The sequence below is a fragment of the Pseudoalteromonas sp. ECSMB14103 genome, assembly GCF_000813065.1.
GTDB classification, from domain to species: Bacteria; Pseudomonadota; Gammaproteobacteria; order Enterobacterales; family Alteromonadaceae; genus Pseudoalteromonas; species Pseudoalteromonas marina.
In genome coordinates this window covers 598,017-613,022 of sequence record NZ_JWGY01000002.1, presented here as the reverse complement: position 1 = coordinate 613,022, position 15,006 = coordinate 598,017, and the positions used below count along the sequence as shown (strand labels likewise).

The following is a 15,006-nucleotide window of genomic DNA, read 5'->3' as shown; positions in this document are numbered from 1 at the left end:
TGAAGAGTAAAAAAGTTAGAATCGAACGCATAATCTTCCTTGGCAACTAACATGTTTATAGCGAGCGAATCGCGCGTTCTTCTACCACCACGTCGCTCGTTTTTCTGAATTACTCATTTGTAACAAACTTCTTAACTATTTGCCAGAACTACTAAAGTATAGTAGTTCTGGTTTTTGCCCTTAAGTAAAAACGAGCGATTAGGTCGTTTTCCTGACTATGCAAGCAATATACTTTGACGAAATTGAAAAGTAACTGTTAACCACCGCTTATCGCTGTCTGTCAGATGAAGTCTAAATCTACTTCCTTAAACTCTAAGGTGAGATATGAGCTAGTACAGATTAATTATAAGCAATAGTTGGTTTACGTTTTTTCTTATTCATTTCCCTTTGTGCAATATTATTTGTCTTTGCCAGAATAAAACGAATACTTTCAACTTGATGGGTTAGCCCAACTAAAGTGAACGATTCACAAAGAGGGTATGAGGCGCTGCGCTTTTAGAGCAAAGATTAATTGAATAAATCATAATTATTATTTCAAATTTAATTTTTAGATTTTGCTCAAATCGGATATTCGCATATGTGGCATTTATAGTCTTTGTACCTTAATAATCTATACTTTGAATTGTTGGGGTTTTGAGCTCATTACTTACGAATATTGACCAGCATCATTTAATGATCACCGCTTTTCTTTCGGAGTAATGAGTTACTTTACACAAAACGAATACTCAGGGTTTGCCTTACAAACGCTATCTATATTTCTTTCGAAGAGTAAAGAATGCATAACAAATTTCAATAATCGGAGATTTGGAATGAATACTAAAAATGGTAACTTTTCTGCATATGTTGGCCTTGATTGAGCTGATAAAAAACATGATATTTGTGTGTAGGTTAAAGACGAAGAGTCTCGGGCGTTCAGCGTAATTTCTCACTCAACTGAATCAATTCATGATTGGGTTAAGGCATTACATAAAAAGTAAAAGGCAATTGGAATTCCCACAGTTTGCTAGACACTTAATGAGTTAAATTGTAACTTCTAAAAAGAGGTGTTCTTTGGGCAAAGTCAAGCGTTATACCCAAGAGTTTAAAGAAGCAGCTGTTAAACAAATGACACAGCATGGATATTCAGTTGCGGAAGTCGCTGAACGATTAGATATTTATACCAAAACGTTATATCACTGTCGGATCCAGTTATCAGATAAATCTAAGTCCGTTCAATCATCTGATGAAAAATTGAATATCGCTAATTTAGAAGCGCAATTGAAACGTGTCACGGAGGAATGGGATATTTTAAAAAAGGCTGCAAGGTACTTTGCCAGCAACCCCGAGTAAGGTAAGGCTTCATTCGTGATCATCAAAATGAGTTTTCCATTACGATGATGTGCCGCCTTTTTAAGCTGCATCGCAGTGGTTTTTATGTGGCCAGGGCGGCACGTATGGTAGCCCTTGGATACATTCAGACTTGCGTGAAGCCTTAAGCTATGCAGCGAACTGTGTTCCTAAGATCATTCGACAACATCAGCTTAAAGCGCAAATAGGGTATAAGTGTCGCCATATTAAAGGTGGTGAGACATCGCGGATTGCAGATAACTTATTAGCACGTCAATATAACCCGCCAGCGCCGAATTAATAGTGGGTAAGCGACATAACTTACATAAGAACCAAAGAAGGTTTTTTATATGTGGCAACAGTGATGGATTTATTTTCTCGACGTATTGTGGGTTGTCGATGAATAAAAATATGAATAAGCAGCTTGTTAAAAACGCACTGTTGATGGCTTTATATCAACATCAACCGGAGGCTGAGGTAATGGTGTTAAGTGATCAAAGCAGTCAATACGGTAGCGCTGACTATTTCGTATTTATGAAAGAACATAATCTTGTGCCTTCAATGAGCCGCGCTGGGAACTGTTATTCTAATGCGGTTGCTGAAAGCTTTTTTGCGACAATTAAAAAGCGAATAGTTAAGCGTAAGATATACTCGACACGCGAAGATGCGAAAACTGAGATATTCAATTTATAGAAATGTTTTACGATCCAAAAAAGCGCCACTCACATACAGGCGGTGTTTCACCCGCTAAGTTTGAAGAAGCTTATTATTCTGAGTTAAAAACTGTCTAGTGAAAGCTGGGATGTCCATTCATTTAGCCGACCATCTGTGAGTAACGATAATCCGTATTTTGAGTCATGATTTAAAACATCAAAGTATCGTCCAGAATATCCAGAAAAAGCCTTCGAAGACATCGCTAGCGCAAGGAACTGGGTTAACGGATTTGTAGATTGGTACAACGATGAGCACTTGCACACCGGTATTAGGATTGTCACGCCAAATCAGCGTCATTTAGGCTTAGACAAAGTGATCCTGGCGAAGCGTCATCGGGTTAATGAAATTGCGAAATTACAGAATCCAAGTCGTTGGTCAGGAAAGTCTCGAAATTTGACAATCATCAATGAAGTAAATTTGAATCCAGAGAAAAAAGAGAAGTGCGGGCGGCATAAAATTTAGCTTGATGCGACAACTAACTTGAAAAATTCCGCTGGCGCTACACAGAGAAAAACAAAGTTAAACCCATAAATATTTACCAGCCCTTGAATCACTTCTCATTCACTGCTCGGTGGTGACATAAGCACTTAGCAACACACAGTGTTGGTTTAATTATTTAGATATATTGCTACTTACCTAAATAAAACATTTCTAAAAACTTAAAACTAAAAATACCTATTTAAAACTGCGTACACGTTTAACGACTATTTTATTACTCAAAATCGCCAAACATAAAATAACCATAAACAGCATAGAGTTTGCACCAGCTTGGAGCGAATAATCTACCGACGAATGCAATAACATATCAATAATCGCAATAGCACAGCCAAAAGCCACACCCTGAAACAACGCCGTTTTGCGCTTGCGCATAGTTGCCACACACAACCACAAACAATACAAAACCAACAAACCAAGTGCCGCTGTAGCAGGTATACCCAGCTCTACAGCAAATTGAATATAATCGTTATGGGCGTTGTCGTAATAGCCTGAATAAGGCTCCGACTGATACGCAGGGAACGCCGTGTAAAACGTACCGCCGCCCGAGCCCAATAAAGGCTTATCTAAAATAAGCGGTATAGAGTCGCGAACCACCTCGTCGCGAGTTTCAGACGCAATGCTTGTTTCACTAATACGCTGTTTTACTTTTTCAACATCAAAGATAGCGCCAATAATAATCAAATCAATGATAAAAAAGCTCACTATTAATAATTTAAACGCCTTAGGTTTATTGTTATAAACAAACAGCGCCAAAAAGCTTACCACCATTAACGCAATAAAAAAGGCCGAGTTACCCATGCGGCTGCGGGTTAAAATAAGCGCCACAATTATAATTATTAACGAAATACGCAACACTATTTTAGAGCTTAAAAGTATTTCGGCCCAAGCTCTAAGAGTTTGTTTTAACGTGTTTTTACCTTTACCGTTATTACGCTTTAACTCGCTTACCAATACACCTATACCTAAACATAAACACAGCGCCAAATAGTTAGCTAAAAAGTTAGAATACGTAAATGTACCAATGGCCCGGTCGGTATGTTTATAGCCAAAAATAGGGCTAACTATATCGGGCGATAAATTTAAGTAACTAGCATAAAGTGCCTGAAAAACCCCTGCACATATAACCGCGTAAATTAGTTTTTTAATGCGCGCAGCGCTATTACAGTAAATAAAAATAAGCCAGCAAAACAAAATCATAAAGCTGGTTTTTAATAGCATTTGTTTGGTTTGAAAAGGGTCAACGCTTACCGTAAACATTTGCACGGCGCACACCGCAACAACAACACCAAGCGCCGCAAATACAGGCCACGAATACAAAGGAGGGTACAAAGGTTGGTTGTTATTTATAGCACCGTAAATTAAGTGCGTTATAAACGTAGCGCTAATTAAAAGGCCCATAGCAAGTATGGCCCAAGGTCGGTAACTGCCTAAAGGTAAAGGGAGTAAAAATAAAATGCCACACAACAATACAAAAATTAAACGATTCACTAATTTCCCTATAAACGCTTGTTACTAATACTTAACCTAAAAACTGATTTCTAACTTCTAACTTTTGTATTTTAACTAACTTCTGAAAAATACCATCTAACCACTAATGTTTAACACATATTTACTTAACTGATATCTGTCTTTTAATAACTCAAAACTTGTATATTTCGCATTATTGCATATTTGTGTAGTACACATAACAAAAAAACGCAGCCAATTGGCTGCGTTTTTAAATTACAAACTAGTTTTAGTTACCAGTTTCTTCAGAAATACCATCGTCGCCGCCATTACCGCCAGCACCCGGAGGTGTTGGTAAGCTAACAAAACCAGGCACACGTGAACGTGCATTTGGGTTAGCATTATTATTTGGTGCAGCATTATCACCAGGAGTTTGGCCTGGTGCATTTGGATTTGCATTATTACCATTAGGGCCTGCAGCCGTTGCTTCAGAAGCAGTCGTTGCATCAACACCAGCGGTTACAGCAGCTAATGTAAGCGTATCGCTATCAATACCAGCAGCACTCATTGCGCCTAGTACATCAGCAACTAACGGGCTATCTGCGCCTACAGCAGCAACTGCATCGTTAATTAACGCTTCTACGTCTTCAGCAGAACAATCACTACAAGCAGCTTCAATAGCAGCAAGTAAGTCTGCTTGAAGTTGCTCTGGCGAAGTATCTGCAGTCGCATTATTTAATACGCTAACAAGGCCAGCGCTGTCTGCTTGTGCATATACAGGTAATGTAACCACTGCAGTGGCACCAGCAATTAAGCCAGCTAAAATTAGTTTTTTCATGTCTCGTCCCATGGTTGAGTGTCTAATTACAAAATCTTAGCGTATTAGGGCAAAAAGTAAACTCTTTATTTACGCCATTATTAGTTTTTACTATTTGCGAAGGCGGCATTATTAAATTGCCTTGTACGCCATCGCAGCCCAGTTTTTCAAGTGCTTTTAAAGTCTCAGGTTTTTCAATTAAACAGGCTAAAACTTTAATACCAAAACCGTGGCAAATATTATTTACCGTTTGAATAAAAAATTGGCTTTGGGTGTTATCTAGCAGGTCTTGTATGTAGCTGCCGTCAATTTTTACAAATTCAATATCTAAGCCTTGTAAGTACCTAAACGACGTTAAACTAGTACCAAAATGCTCTACACAAACATTAATACCAATATCTTTAATGGCATCTATATGTAAACTGGCTACATGCACATTATAAAGTAAGCTTATTTCGTGTAGCTCAAACAATAAGTTAGTTTTTAAAATAGGTTTAGTAGTCGCGTAAAGCGTAAGCCACTCTATAAAATCGGTAGAATATAACGCGGCTTTACTTAAATTAAGAGCAAACACATCTTTTGGATATTGCTCTTTAACGTTTACAAAATTGCGTATTATTTTTTTGTCGAGCTCTTCGGTTAAATTAAGTTTTTCGGCCATAGCAAATAAATGGCCGTTATTTACCTTTCCACCTTCGTGTATAAAGTGTGCAAACACCTCAAAATAGCACTGCTGGTGCTCTGAGTTAGCTTGCTTAACAGCCTGCACCGAAAAACTCACCTCGCCCGAATCAATAATCGACTGAATTAGCGCACGCCATTGTTTAACACTAAATAGGGTGTCTTTATCTACTTTATTGGTAGCTGCGGTTTCGCCAATGGTACAACCGGTATCAAGCGCCGAAAGCACACTCCCTAAGCTCGAGCCTTTTTCAACACTCACAAGCGATAAGTTAGCAAACCCGTTTACATGTAAGCTGTTTTTCTTTTGGCTAAAAGCATCGTTAATGTCTAGTTTGGTTTTATTTAAAAATGGTACATCAAACGGGGCCAGTGCTATAAACGTACTGCCATTAAGCTTAAAAAGTTTAGTGTTAGTTAACTCGTTTAATATATTTTGCAAAGTAGTGCTTACATCGTAAACGTGTTCGTCGCCGTCTTGGTAGCTAACGGTTTGGTTAATATTAGTAAGCGAAGGCAGGGTGATCATCATTGCGGTTATTGGCGCATCTTCAGTTATTGTATCAACCACTGAGCTAAAATGGTTTTCAAACGACCGACGATTACCAAGCCCCGTAAGTGGGTCTATGTATACTTCTTCGGTGAGGGTTTGGGTTTGCTTAGTTAACGAGTCAAACGTGCTTTGTAAATTAATAACCATATTGTTTATTGCTTTAGTTACTGTACGTAGCTCGCGTGCAACTGGTATTTGCTGGTTTAAGGTAAAGCGTTTACGCTTAACCAATTGTGCTTGGTGTTCTACGGCTTTTAGCGGCCTAAACACCGTGCCTAAAATTAAAAACGCAACCGCAAGCGATCCCGCAAGTAATAAAAACGATCCGTAAAAGCTGCGTTTAGTGTGCTCCCAAAGCGTTAAGTACGACTGCCCAGCATGGCTAGTTACATTAAGTGTGCCTGCCATAACCCAGCCATTATTAAGCTCGCTGCTCATAGTGGGGGCGTTAAGCTCTACCGCATTAATAAACCACCCAGGTACCGACTCAACCCGTTTAGGGTTAGTAAGCTCAAATACCACATTACTTTGCATGTCGGTAAATTTAATTTGCTTATAATAGCCACTATCAAAAATAGCCGTGGCCATGGTTTGGGCAATCATTAAGTTTTCGTCGTCTAGGTAGGGCGAAATAGAAAGCCCCAAACTTGTGGCGGTGTCTTGCGCGTGGCTGCCCATTTGGGTTTGCAAATAGTGGCGGGTGGTTTGTACGTCGGTAACTACACGTACAAAAAACGAAATAACCGAAATTAAAATAATTAACCCATACACTTGGGTTTTTAAACTAAGTCCATTTTTAAAAAGTCGATACATAACTACTAGTTCCTTTAATGTTACTGTTGGTGGGTGCAAGCTCACCGTGTTCTATTCGTTGTAGCATGGTGTTCCAGGCCGACACACCACGGCTATTTTTTACTTTATTACCTAACCCTTTTGCTTTAGCTAGCCATAAACCTTGGCCGTTAAAGCTGTATATAGGTTTTAAATCGGACCGTTTATTAGCGGGTAAAAGTTTAGTATTAAAATTACCTAACACAAGCGGTATTTGGTTAGGCTCTTCAAAATAAATTAATACCATGTGCGGCTGGTTTACTGTTTTTTGCCTTACATACATTAACCGTATTTTATCTTCCGGTATGCCCAGTGCAATTAGCGTAAAGTATTTGGCTATTACGTAGTCTTCACAGTCGCCCATACCAACGCCTAAGCTTTCGAGCGGGGTGGCCCAGTAATCTTTTTTTTGCCATAGGTCGTCGTCGGTTTGATATTGTATGTGTTTATTAAAAAAGTCGTTAACTAAGTGTATTTGTTGCCACTCGCTTTTACCTTGGCTGCTATCAATAAAGCTGAGCCAATTTTTAATACGGGCGTAGCCTTCGTCGCCGTAATGTTGTTGTGCACGGTTTAGTATATCGCTGTTACGTAAATGCATAAGTGCATCTTGCGCGTACACACAAAACGACATAACAATTAAAATGCAAACACTTAAGCGCACATACGTTCCTTTAGTTAATAATCCCTAATATACAGCCAGAACAAGTATAGTATTACTACAGCAAAAAAGGTAGATAAGTAAAAAGCATTACTTAACACTACAGCATGGCGATTGTTATCTACTTTCGCGAAACAAAAAATTAACAAAAAGCAGTGTTAAAGGATGTTTTTATAGTTGAGTACATAATTGTGTTGTGTATAATGGAAGTTCACACGGTATGTGGAGTACGTTAAAAGGATTTGAGCTTTTGCTTCTCCTTTGTGATTTTATAATTGAATAAAAAATTCAAAAGGAATTAAATTGAAAGTTTTAAAAGCTGTACTTCCCGTTGCAGGTTTGGGCACACGTATGTTGCCAGCCACAAAAGCCATTCCAAAAGAAATGCTCCCTCTGGTAGACAAACCCTTAATTCAATACGTAGTTAACGAAGCAGTAGCCGCAGGCATAAAAGAAATAGTACTGGTTACTCACGCATCTAAAAACTCCATCGAAAACCATTTTGACACCAGCTTTGAGCTAGAAGCCACACTAGAGGCACGCGTAAAACGCAGCCTACTAGAGGAGGTGCGTTCAATAGTACCAAAAGACGTAACTGTCATTTCGGTTCGCCAATCGGCACCATTAGGTTTAGGCCACGCAGTGCTTGCTGCTAAACCTATAGTAGGCAACAACCCGTTTGCCGTAATGCTACCCGACGTAATAATCGACAAATACAAGTCAAATCCAAAAACCGATAACTTAAGCCAAATGATCAAACGGTTTGATCAAACAGGCCACAACCAAGTAATGGTCGAGCCCGTACCACAAGCCAAAGTATACCAGTACGGCTTGGTAGACCTAGCAGGTAAAAACATAAGCGCAGGCGAAAACGCCACCATTAAAAATATGGTCGAAAAACCAAATAACGATGAAGCACCAAGCAATCTAGCCATAACAGGGCGTTATGTTGTATCACCCACTATTTGGGACTTACTCGAATACACACCACCGGGTGTAGGCGGTGAAATACAACTTACCGATGCATTACTGCAACTACGCCACCTCGAAACGCTCGAAGCTTACCACCTAAAAGGTAAGTCGCACGATTGTGGCTCAAAATTAGGCTATATGCTGGCAAATGTAGAATATGCAATGCAATCAAGCCATATGGGTGATGAGTTTAATAAGCAACTAAAGCAAATGTTTTAATAAACTGGCGTTTAAACTTTATACGTGTGTAAATCATATAAACTCAAAATTTATAGCTGGTGACAGTGAACTATGTAACACCTACTTAATATACGTTGAAGCATGGCGAGAGATAAAATGAAAATGTTACAAGCAAGAGTTACTCATTTAAAGCAATTAGAGGCTGAGTCAATTCATGCAATAAAAGAAGTAGCAGCAGGATTTGATAACACAGTAATAATGTGCTCTGTGGGTAAAAAATAGCATTAATGCTTAACTTATTCATTAAGGCTTCATACCCCTCACTAGCATATAAAAGCTACTAAAGTTTTTAAATGTATTAAAAGGCTATATGTCGATTGTTGGGCCACGCCCGCATGAGGTGGCCCATAACGAGGAATACCGTAAGAAGGTCGACTTTTATATGCTTAGGCATAAAGCAAAACTAGGTATTACAGGCTGGGCACAAATTAATGGGTGGCGGGGCTAAACCGACACCTTAATCATAATTACTAAACGTGTAGAGTACGATGCACATTATATTAAGCACTTGTCGTTATGGTTTGATATAAAAATCATTTTTTAACAATATTTAAGGGATTTAAAAATGCAAACGCTTACTAACCCCGTGAAAGGTTTACTATTAGTTGCAGGTATGGGAGTAGCAACACCCGCAATGGCAGAGCTGAACCCGGGAAGTGTTATGACTAAAGATGGCGCACAAATAACACCCACATTAACAACCGGTATTAGCAGTAACGATAACTTTTTTAGTACCCCAACCGATGAAGAGTCGCGTTTAATTTGGACTATTGCCCCAAATGTTGACGCACTAATAGAAGACGGCGTTAACTATTACAATGTTAACATTGCAACCAGCACAAGTTTGCATAATAAAGACAGCGCCGATAACTTTACGCAAGTTAATTTAAGTGCTGCAACCCATAACGAGTTTACTAGCAAGCACAGGCTTGACTTTAATGCCACAGCCGATTGGTTGTTTGAACCACGCGGTAGCGGTTTAACCGAAGGCCTAGGCGATGCCGTAAACGAGCTAGTTGAATACCAACAGCAAAGTATAAATGGCCGTTATGAATTTGGCGCCGAAAGCTCAAAGGCACAAATAGCATTTTTGGGTGGTTTTTTTAATAAAAAATACCAAAACTTTAGGGCTATTTCGCAATTTCGTGATTACGACAGAACCACGCTTGGTATTGTTGGTTACTACAATACTCAAGCGGCTACGCGTACCTTTTTAGAGCTAAAACAAGAAGACTACCGTTACGATGTTATTGACGCTAATGGTTTAAGCCGTGACTCAGACGACGTGAAGGTATTGCTTGGTATGGAGTGGGATGCAACGGCTCTTACATCGGGCTCGGTAAAATTAGGTTACCAAAAAAAGGATTTTGCCACAGAGCAGCGCGAAAACTTTAGCGGACTTAGTTGGGAAGCGGGCGTTACATGGCAACCACTTAGCTACTCGTTTGTTGACTTTACTACCAGCCGCGCCGCAAAAGACCCGCTAGTTGAAGGCGATTATATACGTGAAAGTGTATACCGCGCAACCTGGACACACGACTGGAACGACCAATTAAGCACAAGTGCTGGCCTGTCGTACACCGACGAAAAATACGTAGGTGAAATTGGCCGAAAAGACAAAACAAGCAATGCTAACTTTGCAGTAAGTTATACCACAAACAGTTTTGGTATGATTTCGACCTATGTTGACTTTATAGATAAAGACTCTACGCAAGACGCGCTAAAGTTTGACCGTATGGTTGTAGGTATTAACTTTACATTTGCACTAAAGGCTAATTAATGAAATTTGGTATTTTTATTACTGGTTTATTTATAAATTTAGTAATGGGTAATCTTGTGCATGCTGCGCAAGATTACGTTTTAGGTGCGGGCGATAAGGTTGAAATAAAAGTATTTGGCCAGCCCGACCTAGAGGTTACTGCACTTTTAGGTAATAGTGGTGAAGTAAGTTACCCGTTTTTAGGTAAAATTAAATTGGCTGGTTTAAGCACTACGCAAGTTGAAAACCTAATTACCCAAGGCTTAAAGCCCGGCTACCTAGTAAACCCAAACGTATATGTACAAGTGACTGAATACCGCCCGTTTTATATACATGGCGAAGTTAAAAGCCCTGGCGCATACCCGTACCAACCCGCGATGACAGTAAACCAAGCAGTGGCGCTTGCTGGTGGTTTAACCGAGCGAGCGTCCCTTGATAAAATATACATATTTAAAGAGCAAACAAAGCAGCAGCAACAAAAAGGTAATTTAAATAGCCAAATTGCAGCGGGTGATACAATAAAAATAGAACAGCGCTTGTTTTAAGCAATTGTTAGGGCAGTAATAAATGAACCAAATACACGAAAACTCACAAAGCGAAGAAGTAATAGATTTAAGCGCTTATTTAAATGTTATTAAACGTAATAAATGGAGTATTTTAAGTTTTTCGCTAATAGTAACATTGTTAACTATTTTGTTAACTTTAACGTTAACAAAGCGTTATACCGCAACCGCCACATTACTTATTGAGGCTGAGCAAAGCAAAGCGGTAAGCTTTGATGAAGTTTACGGGCTCGATTCATCTAAAAAAGAATACTATCTCACTCAGTTTGAGGTTATGAAGTCGGACAGTATAGCCCGTGAGGTAATTACTAAGCTTGATTTAAAAGCTCATGCAGATTTTATCTCTAAGCCTTCTTTTATTGGTGAAGCTACCGGTTTTTTTAAAGGGTTATTTCCTTTTTTAAACAAAACCGAAAAGCTACAACTTACAGAGCAAGAACAACAAGATTTAGAAATGCTTAGCTTGCTTGAGGTATTTAAAGCAAGACTGTCGGTTTCGCCTATCCGTAAAACACAATTAGTAAGTATAAGTTTTGAGTCGAGCGATCCAAAGCTTGCGGCCTTAGTGGCTAACACCGTGGGTGAGGTTTACATAGAAAGCCAAATGCGCGCAAAAATGGGCATTACTCAGCAAGCGTCTAGCTGGTTAAATACGCGTTTATTTCAGTTACGTGTGCAACTTGACGAATCGGAAGAAAAACTACAAGCCTACCGCGAAGCGCAAAAGCTAGTTGATATTGAAGGTATTGCAGGGCTTGTAACACAAGAGCTGGAGCAAACATCTGAGCAATTAGTGACTGCCCGTACCGAAAAAAATAATCTACAAAGTATTAACCGTGTAATAAGTGAATACGGTAATAATAATTTAGAGCTTTTAGGCAGTATGCCTGAAATCACATCGCACAAAGTGGTGCAAGATGTAAAACGCGAAGTTATTTTAGTTGAGCGTAAAGTAAGTGAATTAAGCGAAGTTTACGGCCCTAAGCACCCTAAAATAATATCGGCAAAGGCTGAGCTGGCTACCGTTAAAAGTAACTTAAACAAGCAAATTAAAGGGCTGATTACTGGTATTGAAAAAGAGCTTAACCGTATTACCCGTACAGTTAGTGCACTTGAGGCCGATTTAGTTAAAATACGTGCAGAATATCAAGAGATCACGCGTAAAGAAACCGCCTACAACCAGCTTAAACGCGAAGTAGAAACTAACCGTAATATATTTAATACGTTTTTATCACGCTCGCGCGAAACCGAAGTAACTAGTGACTTTAGCTCGGCAGCGGCACGTTTTACCGACCGCGCATACGCACCAAAGGACCCAAGTAAACCTAACAAAATACTTATTGTAGTATTGGCGTTTATAGCAAGCTTTGGTTTTTCAGTGGTAATGAGCTTTGTGTTTGATGCACTTAACGACACGGTTAAAAATAAAAACGACGTGGAAAATAAATTAGCCCAACGCATGTTAGGTATACTGCCGTTTGTAAAAGTGCCTAAAAATAGCACATTTGGTATACATGCCTATTTCGACGAGCATTACAGGCGTTTTGCAGAGTCGGTACGTACGTTTCGTACCAGTTTGTTGTTAACCCAGCTTGACCGTGAGCACAAAGTAATTGCAGTTACCTCAAGCTCGCCAGGTGAAGGTAAAACGACAACCTCTACCAACTTAGCAATGTCGCTTGCGCAAATGGGTAAAGTGTTACTTATTGACGCTGATTTGCGTAAACCCAGTATTGCAAAACGCTTTGATATACCGGTATTTCATCCAGGATTAAGTAACCTAATTGTAGGTACTGAGCAATTAAGAGAATGTACGCATATTGACGAGCAGTCGGGCGTGACTATTATGTCTAGTGGGCAAATACCGGGAAACCCTTTAGAGTTACTGTCGAGCAACCGTTTTAATGAGTTACTGGTTAGCTTAAAAAGTACTTACGACCATATAATTATAGATACGCCGCCTACTCAAGCGGTGAGTGACGCACTCGTTATTGCTCAAAATACTGACTCGGTTATTTATGTAGTTAAAGCAGATTTAACACGTATTAAAACTACTAAAGCAGGTATTGAGCGTTTGTTTGAGTCAAAGGCGCATATTGCTGGGGTTGTTGTTAACCAAGTAGATATAACCAAGTCGAAAGAAGAACATAATTATGGCTACTACGACTATTACGATTACACTCAAGAATCTGAACAGTCGTAAATAACGTTATTATGATAGATATACATTCCCACATATTACCTGAGCTTGACGATGGTGCTAAAGACTTAACAGAATCTTTAGCGCTTTTAACAATGGCGCAGGCCGATGGTATAACCCACATGGTTGCCACACCGCACATTCATTTAGGCCGCTTTAATAATGCGGCTTCGCACATTTACGACGACCTAGCTAAATTAAAACACGCCGCGCATGATGCCAATATTAATATACAGCTAGCAGTAGCCGCAGAAGTTAGGCTAGATGTAGAGCTTATGACCTTGGTAATGAGCAAAAAGCTGCCGTTTATTGGCAATGTAAATGGCGCTAATTATATGTTACTTGAGCTACCGCATTCGCATGTACCGCAAGGGTTTGATAAGTTTATTAATTGGTTGGCTAAACAAAATATTAAAACGATTATTCCGCATCCTGAGCGCAACCGCGATATACAAGCTAAGCCTTTTTACATAGAGCGCTTAAAGCAATTGGGTTGTGAATTTCAGTTAACGGCCTCTAGCATTGAAGGCGAGTGGGGCGAACAAGCACAAGCTATTAGCCTTGATATGCTTAAAAATGGATTGGTGACTTACGTTGCAAGTGATACCCATTCGGTTAAACGCAGGCCGCCTATTTTAAGTAAAGCAAAAAGAATTGTTAGCGATTTAATTGGAGCCGAGCAGGCTGAAGCATTGTTTGTAACTAACCCGCTTAATTTAACGGCGTCTTTATTTAATGAGTAATACTAGCAAGGTGTTTAAATACGTTAATGTTTTAGTGTTGACACTTATTACACTGGCTATTTGTTATACCAGTTTACAAAGTATGCGCGCTAATGCGTGGTACTTTAATGCAAAAAATACTCTGCAGGAAATTACGGGTAATAATATTGATATACAGCAGCTTAACTTAGCTGACGACGCTATAAGTTTGGCAAGCTCGCTCGACCCAATCCATCCGCATTATTTGCAGTTAATGGCGCATGTAAAGTTGCTTAAGTTAGCGGTTAGTACAAACCAGCCAGATGATATAGCTGCAAGTTACCAGCAAATAGAGCAGTTATTATTAAAGTCGGTAGCGCTTCGTGAAACCTGGTCCGAAACCTGGATTGCGTTGGCAAAGGTAGTGAGTTACCAAAATGGCCCAACCGATCGGGTGTACGATTATATTCAGCAAGCTAAGCGTGTTGGCCCGTATAAAATTGAGGTGCATTTAGGCGCTATAGAAATAGCGCTAATGAACTGGCAACAACTCCCTCCAAAATATAAAGCGTTGTATGTAAACGAGCTAAAATTGGCGGCTAAGCACGGGCATAAGTTTTCTCGTGCGTTCGATATTGCTAAGCAGGTAGATGCTTTGCCTATTTTATGTTTGTCGCTTAAATTTGGCGCTCATTTTGAGGCGGTCAGAAACAGCTGGATGTTTAAAAAACAGTGTAAATAGGTTTTGTTTTTAGGAAAAGATTTTAGGTGTCAGATTACAAACATCAGTTATTAAATCTAAAACCATACCCCCGAAATTAAAGCTAAATTGCTTGTAATTACTTGCAGACTTAGAGTTTGTTAACGTTAGAAGCGCAGCTTCTTATTAAAAGATCATTTGCACGAAGAGAAGTAAATGAGAAGACATTAAGACACTAATAATGTTTTCCTTACTTTATCATTTGATCACTTCTCTAAAGCGAAGCGTCTTTTAACCTCTTTGTGAAAAATTGACTAAACGTGATTGCTCAAAGAGAACAAAAT

Annotated in this window: 11 protein-coding genes and 4 pseudogenes; 11 read left to right on the top strand and 4 right to left on the bottom strand. The window is 39.3% G+C overall.

What is annotated here, in order from left to right; genetic code table 11:
- Window positions 1–1,050 precede the first annotated feature (1,050 nt).
- The 3 genes and pseudogenes from RF53_RS19590 to RF53_RS19580 form a co-directional block, all read left to right on the top strand.
- Window positions 1,051–1,329 (top strand): transposase, encoded by a 279-nt coding sequence (locus tag RF53_RS19590; RefSeq protein WP_039037197.1) that lies wholly within the window; start codon window positions 1,051–1,053, stop codon window positions 1,327–1,329.
- Window positions 1,330–1,690: 361 nt separating this feature from the next.
- Window positions 1,691–2,019 (top strand): annotated as a pseudogene (locus RF53_RS19585) (transposase).
- A gap of 117 nt (window positions 2,020–2,136) precedes the next feature.
- Window positions 2,137–2,502, top strand: a pseudogene (locus RF53_RS19580) (integrase core domain-containing protein); the annotation flags it as partial.
- 213 nt (window positions 2,503–2,715) lie between these two features.
- Here the strand turns inward: RF53_RS19580 and RF53_RS07810 are convergent.
- The 4 genes from RF53_RS07810 to RF53_RS07795 all read right to left on the bottom strand — a co-directional run bounded on the left by RF53_RS07810 (window position 2,716) and on the right by RF53_RS07795 (window position 7,530).
- A complete protein-coding gene (locus tag RF53_RS07810; RefSeq protein WP_039037196.1) occupies window positions 2,716–4,026 on the bottom strand; it encodes an O-antigen ligase family protein in 1,311 nt (436 codons plus the stop codon).
- Between the two features lie 247 nt (window positions 4,027–4,273).
- Window positions 4,274–4,822, bottom strand: coding sequence for a hypothetical protein (locus tag RF53_RS07805; protein WP_039037195.1), 549 nt, complete (start codon window positions 4,820–4,822; stop codon window positions 4,274–4,276).
- Window positions 4,823–4,844: 22 nt separating this feature from the next.
- Window positions 4,845–6,848, bottom strand: a complete 2,004-nt coding sequence (locus tag RF53_RS07800; protein WP_039037194.1) for a bifunctional diguanylate cyclase/phosphodiesterase — start codon at window positions 6,846–6,848, stop codon at window positions 4,845–4,847.
- Complete coding sequence (locus RF53_RS07795; protein ID WP_039037193.1) at window positions 6,832–7,530, bottom strand: transglutaminase-like cysteine peptidase; 699 nt, start codon at window positions 7,528–7,530, stop codon at window positions 6,832–6,834. The genes RF53_RS07800 and RF53_RS07795 overlap by 17 nt, the downstream gene beginning before the upstream one ends.
- A gap of 300 nt (window positions 7,531–7,830) precedes the next feature.
- Between RF53_RS07795 and galU the strand changes: the two genes are divergently transcribed.
- The 8 genes and pseudogenes from galU (at window position 7,831) to RF53_RS07765 (ending at window position 14,704) form a co-directional block, all read left to right on the top strand.
- Window positions 7,831–8,718 carry a UTP--glucose-1-phosphate uridylyltransferase GalU gene (galU, locus tag RF53_RS07790; RefSeq protein WP_039037192.1) on the top strand — a complete coding sequence of 296 codons (888 nt, stop codon included), beginning with the start codon at window positions 7,831–7,833 and terminating at the stop codon, window positions 8,716–8,718.
- A 117-nt stretch (window positions 8,719–8,835) separates the two neighbouring features.
- A pseudogene (locus RF53_RS19370) lies at window positions 8,836–8,955 on the top strand (sulfate adenylyltransferase subunit CysD); the annotation flags it as partial.
- A gap of 58 nt (window positions 8,956–9,013) precedes the next feature.
- Window positions 9,014–9,321: pseudogene (locus RF53_RS19220) on the top strand (sugar transferase); the annotation flags it as partial.
- Entirely contained in the window at window positions 9,305–10,519 is a 1,215-nt protein-coding gene (locus RF53_RS07785) for an outer membrane beta-barrel protein (RefSeq protein ID WP_039037191.1), read from the top strand. The pseudogene RF53_RS19220 and the gene RF53_RS07785, both read left to right, overlap by 17 nt.
- The gene (locus tag RF53_RS07780) at window positions 10,519–11,043 is read left to right on the top strand and encodes a polysaccharide biosynthesis/export family protein (protein WP_039037190.1); all 525 of its coding nucleotides are present in this window, start codon (window positions 10,519–10,521) and stop codon (window positions 11,041–11,043) included. Before RF53_RS07785 ends, RF53_RS07780 begins: the two co-directional genes overlap by 1 nt.
- A 22-nt stretch (window positions 11,044–11,065) precedes the next feature.
- Complete coding sequence (locus tag RF53_RS07775) at window positions 11,066–13,264, top strand: GumC family protein (protein WP_039037189.1); 2,199 nt, start codon at window positions 11,066–11,068, stop codon at window positions 13,262–13,264.
- 11 nt (window positions 13,265–13,275) lie between these two features.
- The gene (locus RF53_RS07770) at window positions 13,276–14,004 is read left to right on the top strand and encodes a tyrosine-protein phosphatase (protein ID WP_039037188.1); all 729 of its coding nucleotides are present in this window, start codon (window positions 13,276–13,278) and stop codon (window positions 14,002–14,004) included.
- Window positions 13,997–14,704, top strand: a complete 708-nt coding sequence (locus RF53_RS07765) for a VpsP family polysaccharide biosynthesis protein (RefSeq protein WP_039037187.1) — start codon at window positions 13,997–13,999, stop codon at window positions 14,702–14,704. The genes RF53_RS07770 and RF53_RS07765 overlap by 8 nt, the downstream gene beginning before the upstream one ends.
- The last annotated feature ends 302 nt before the right edge of the window (window positions 14,705–15,006 follow it).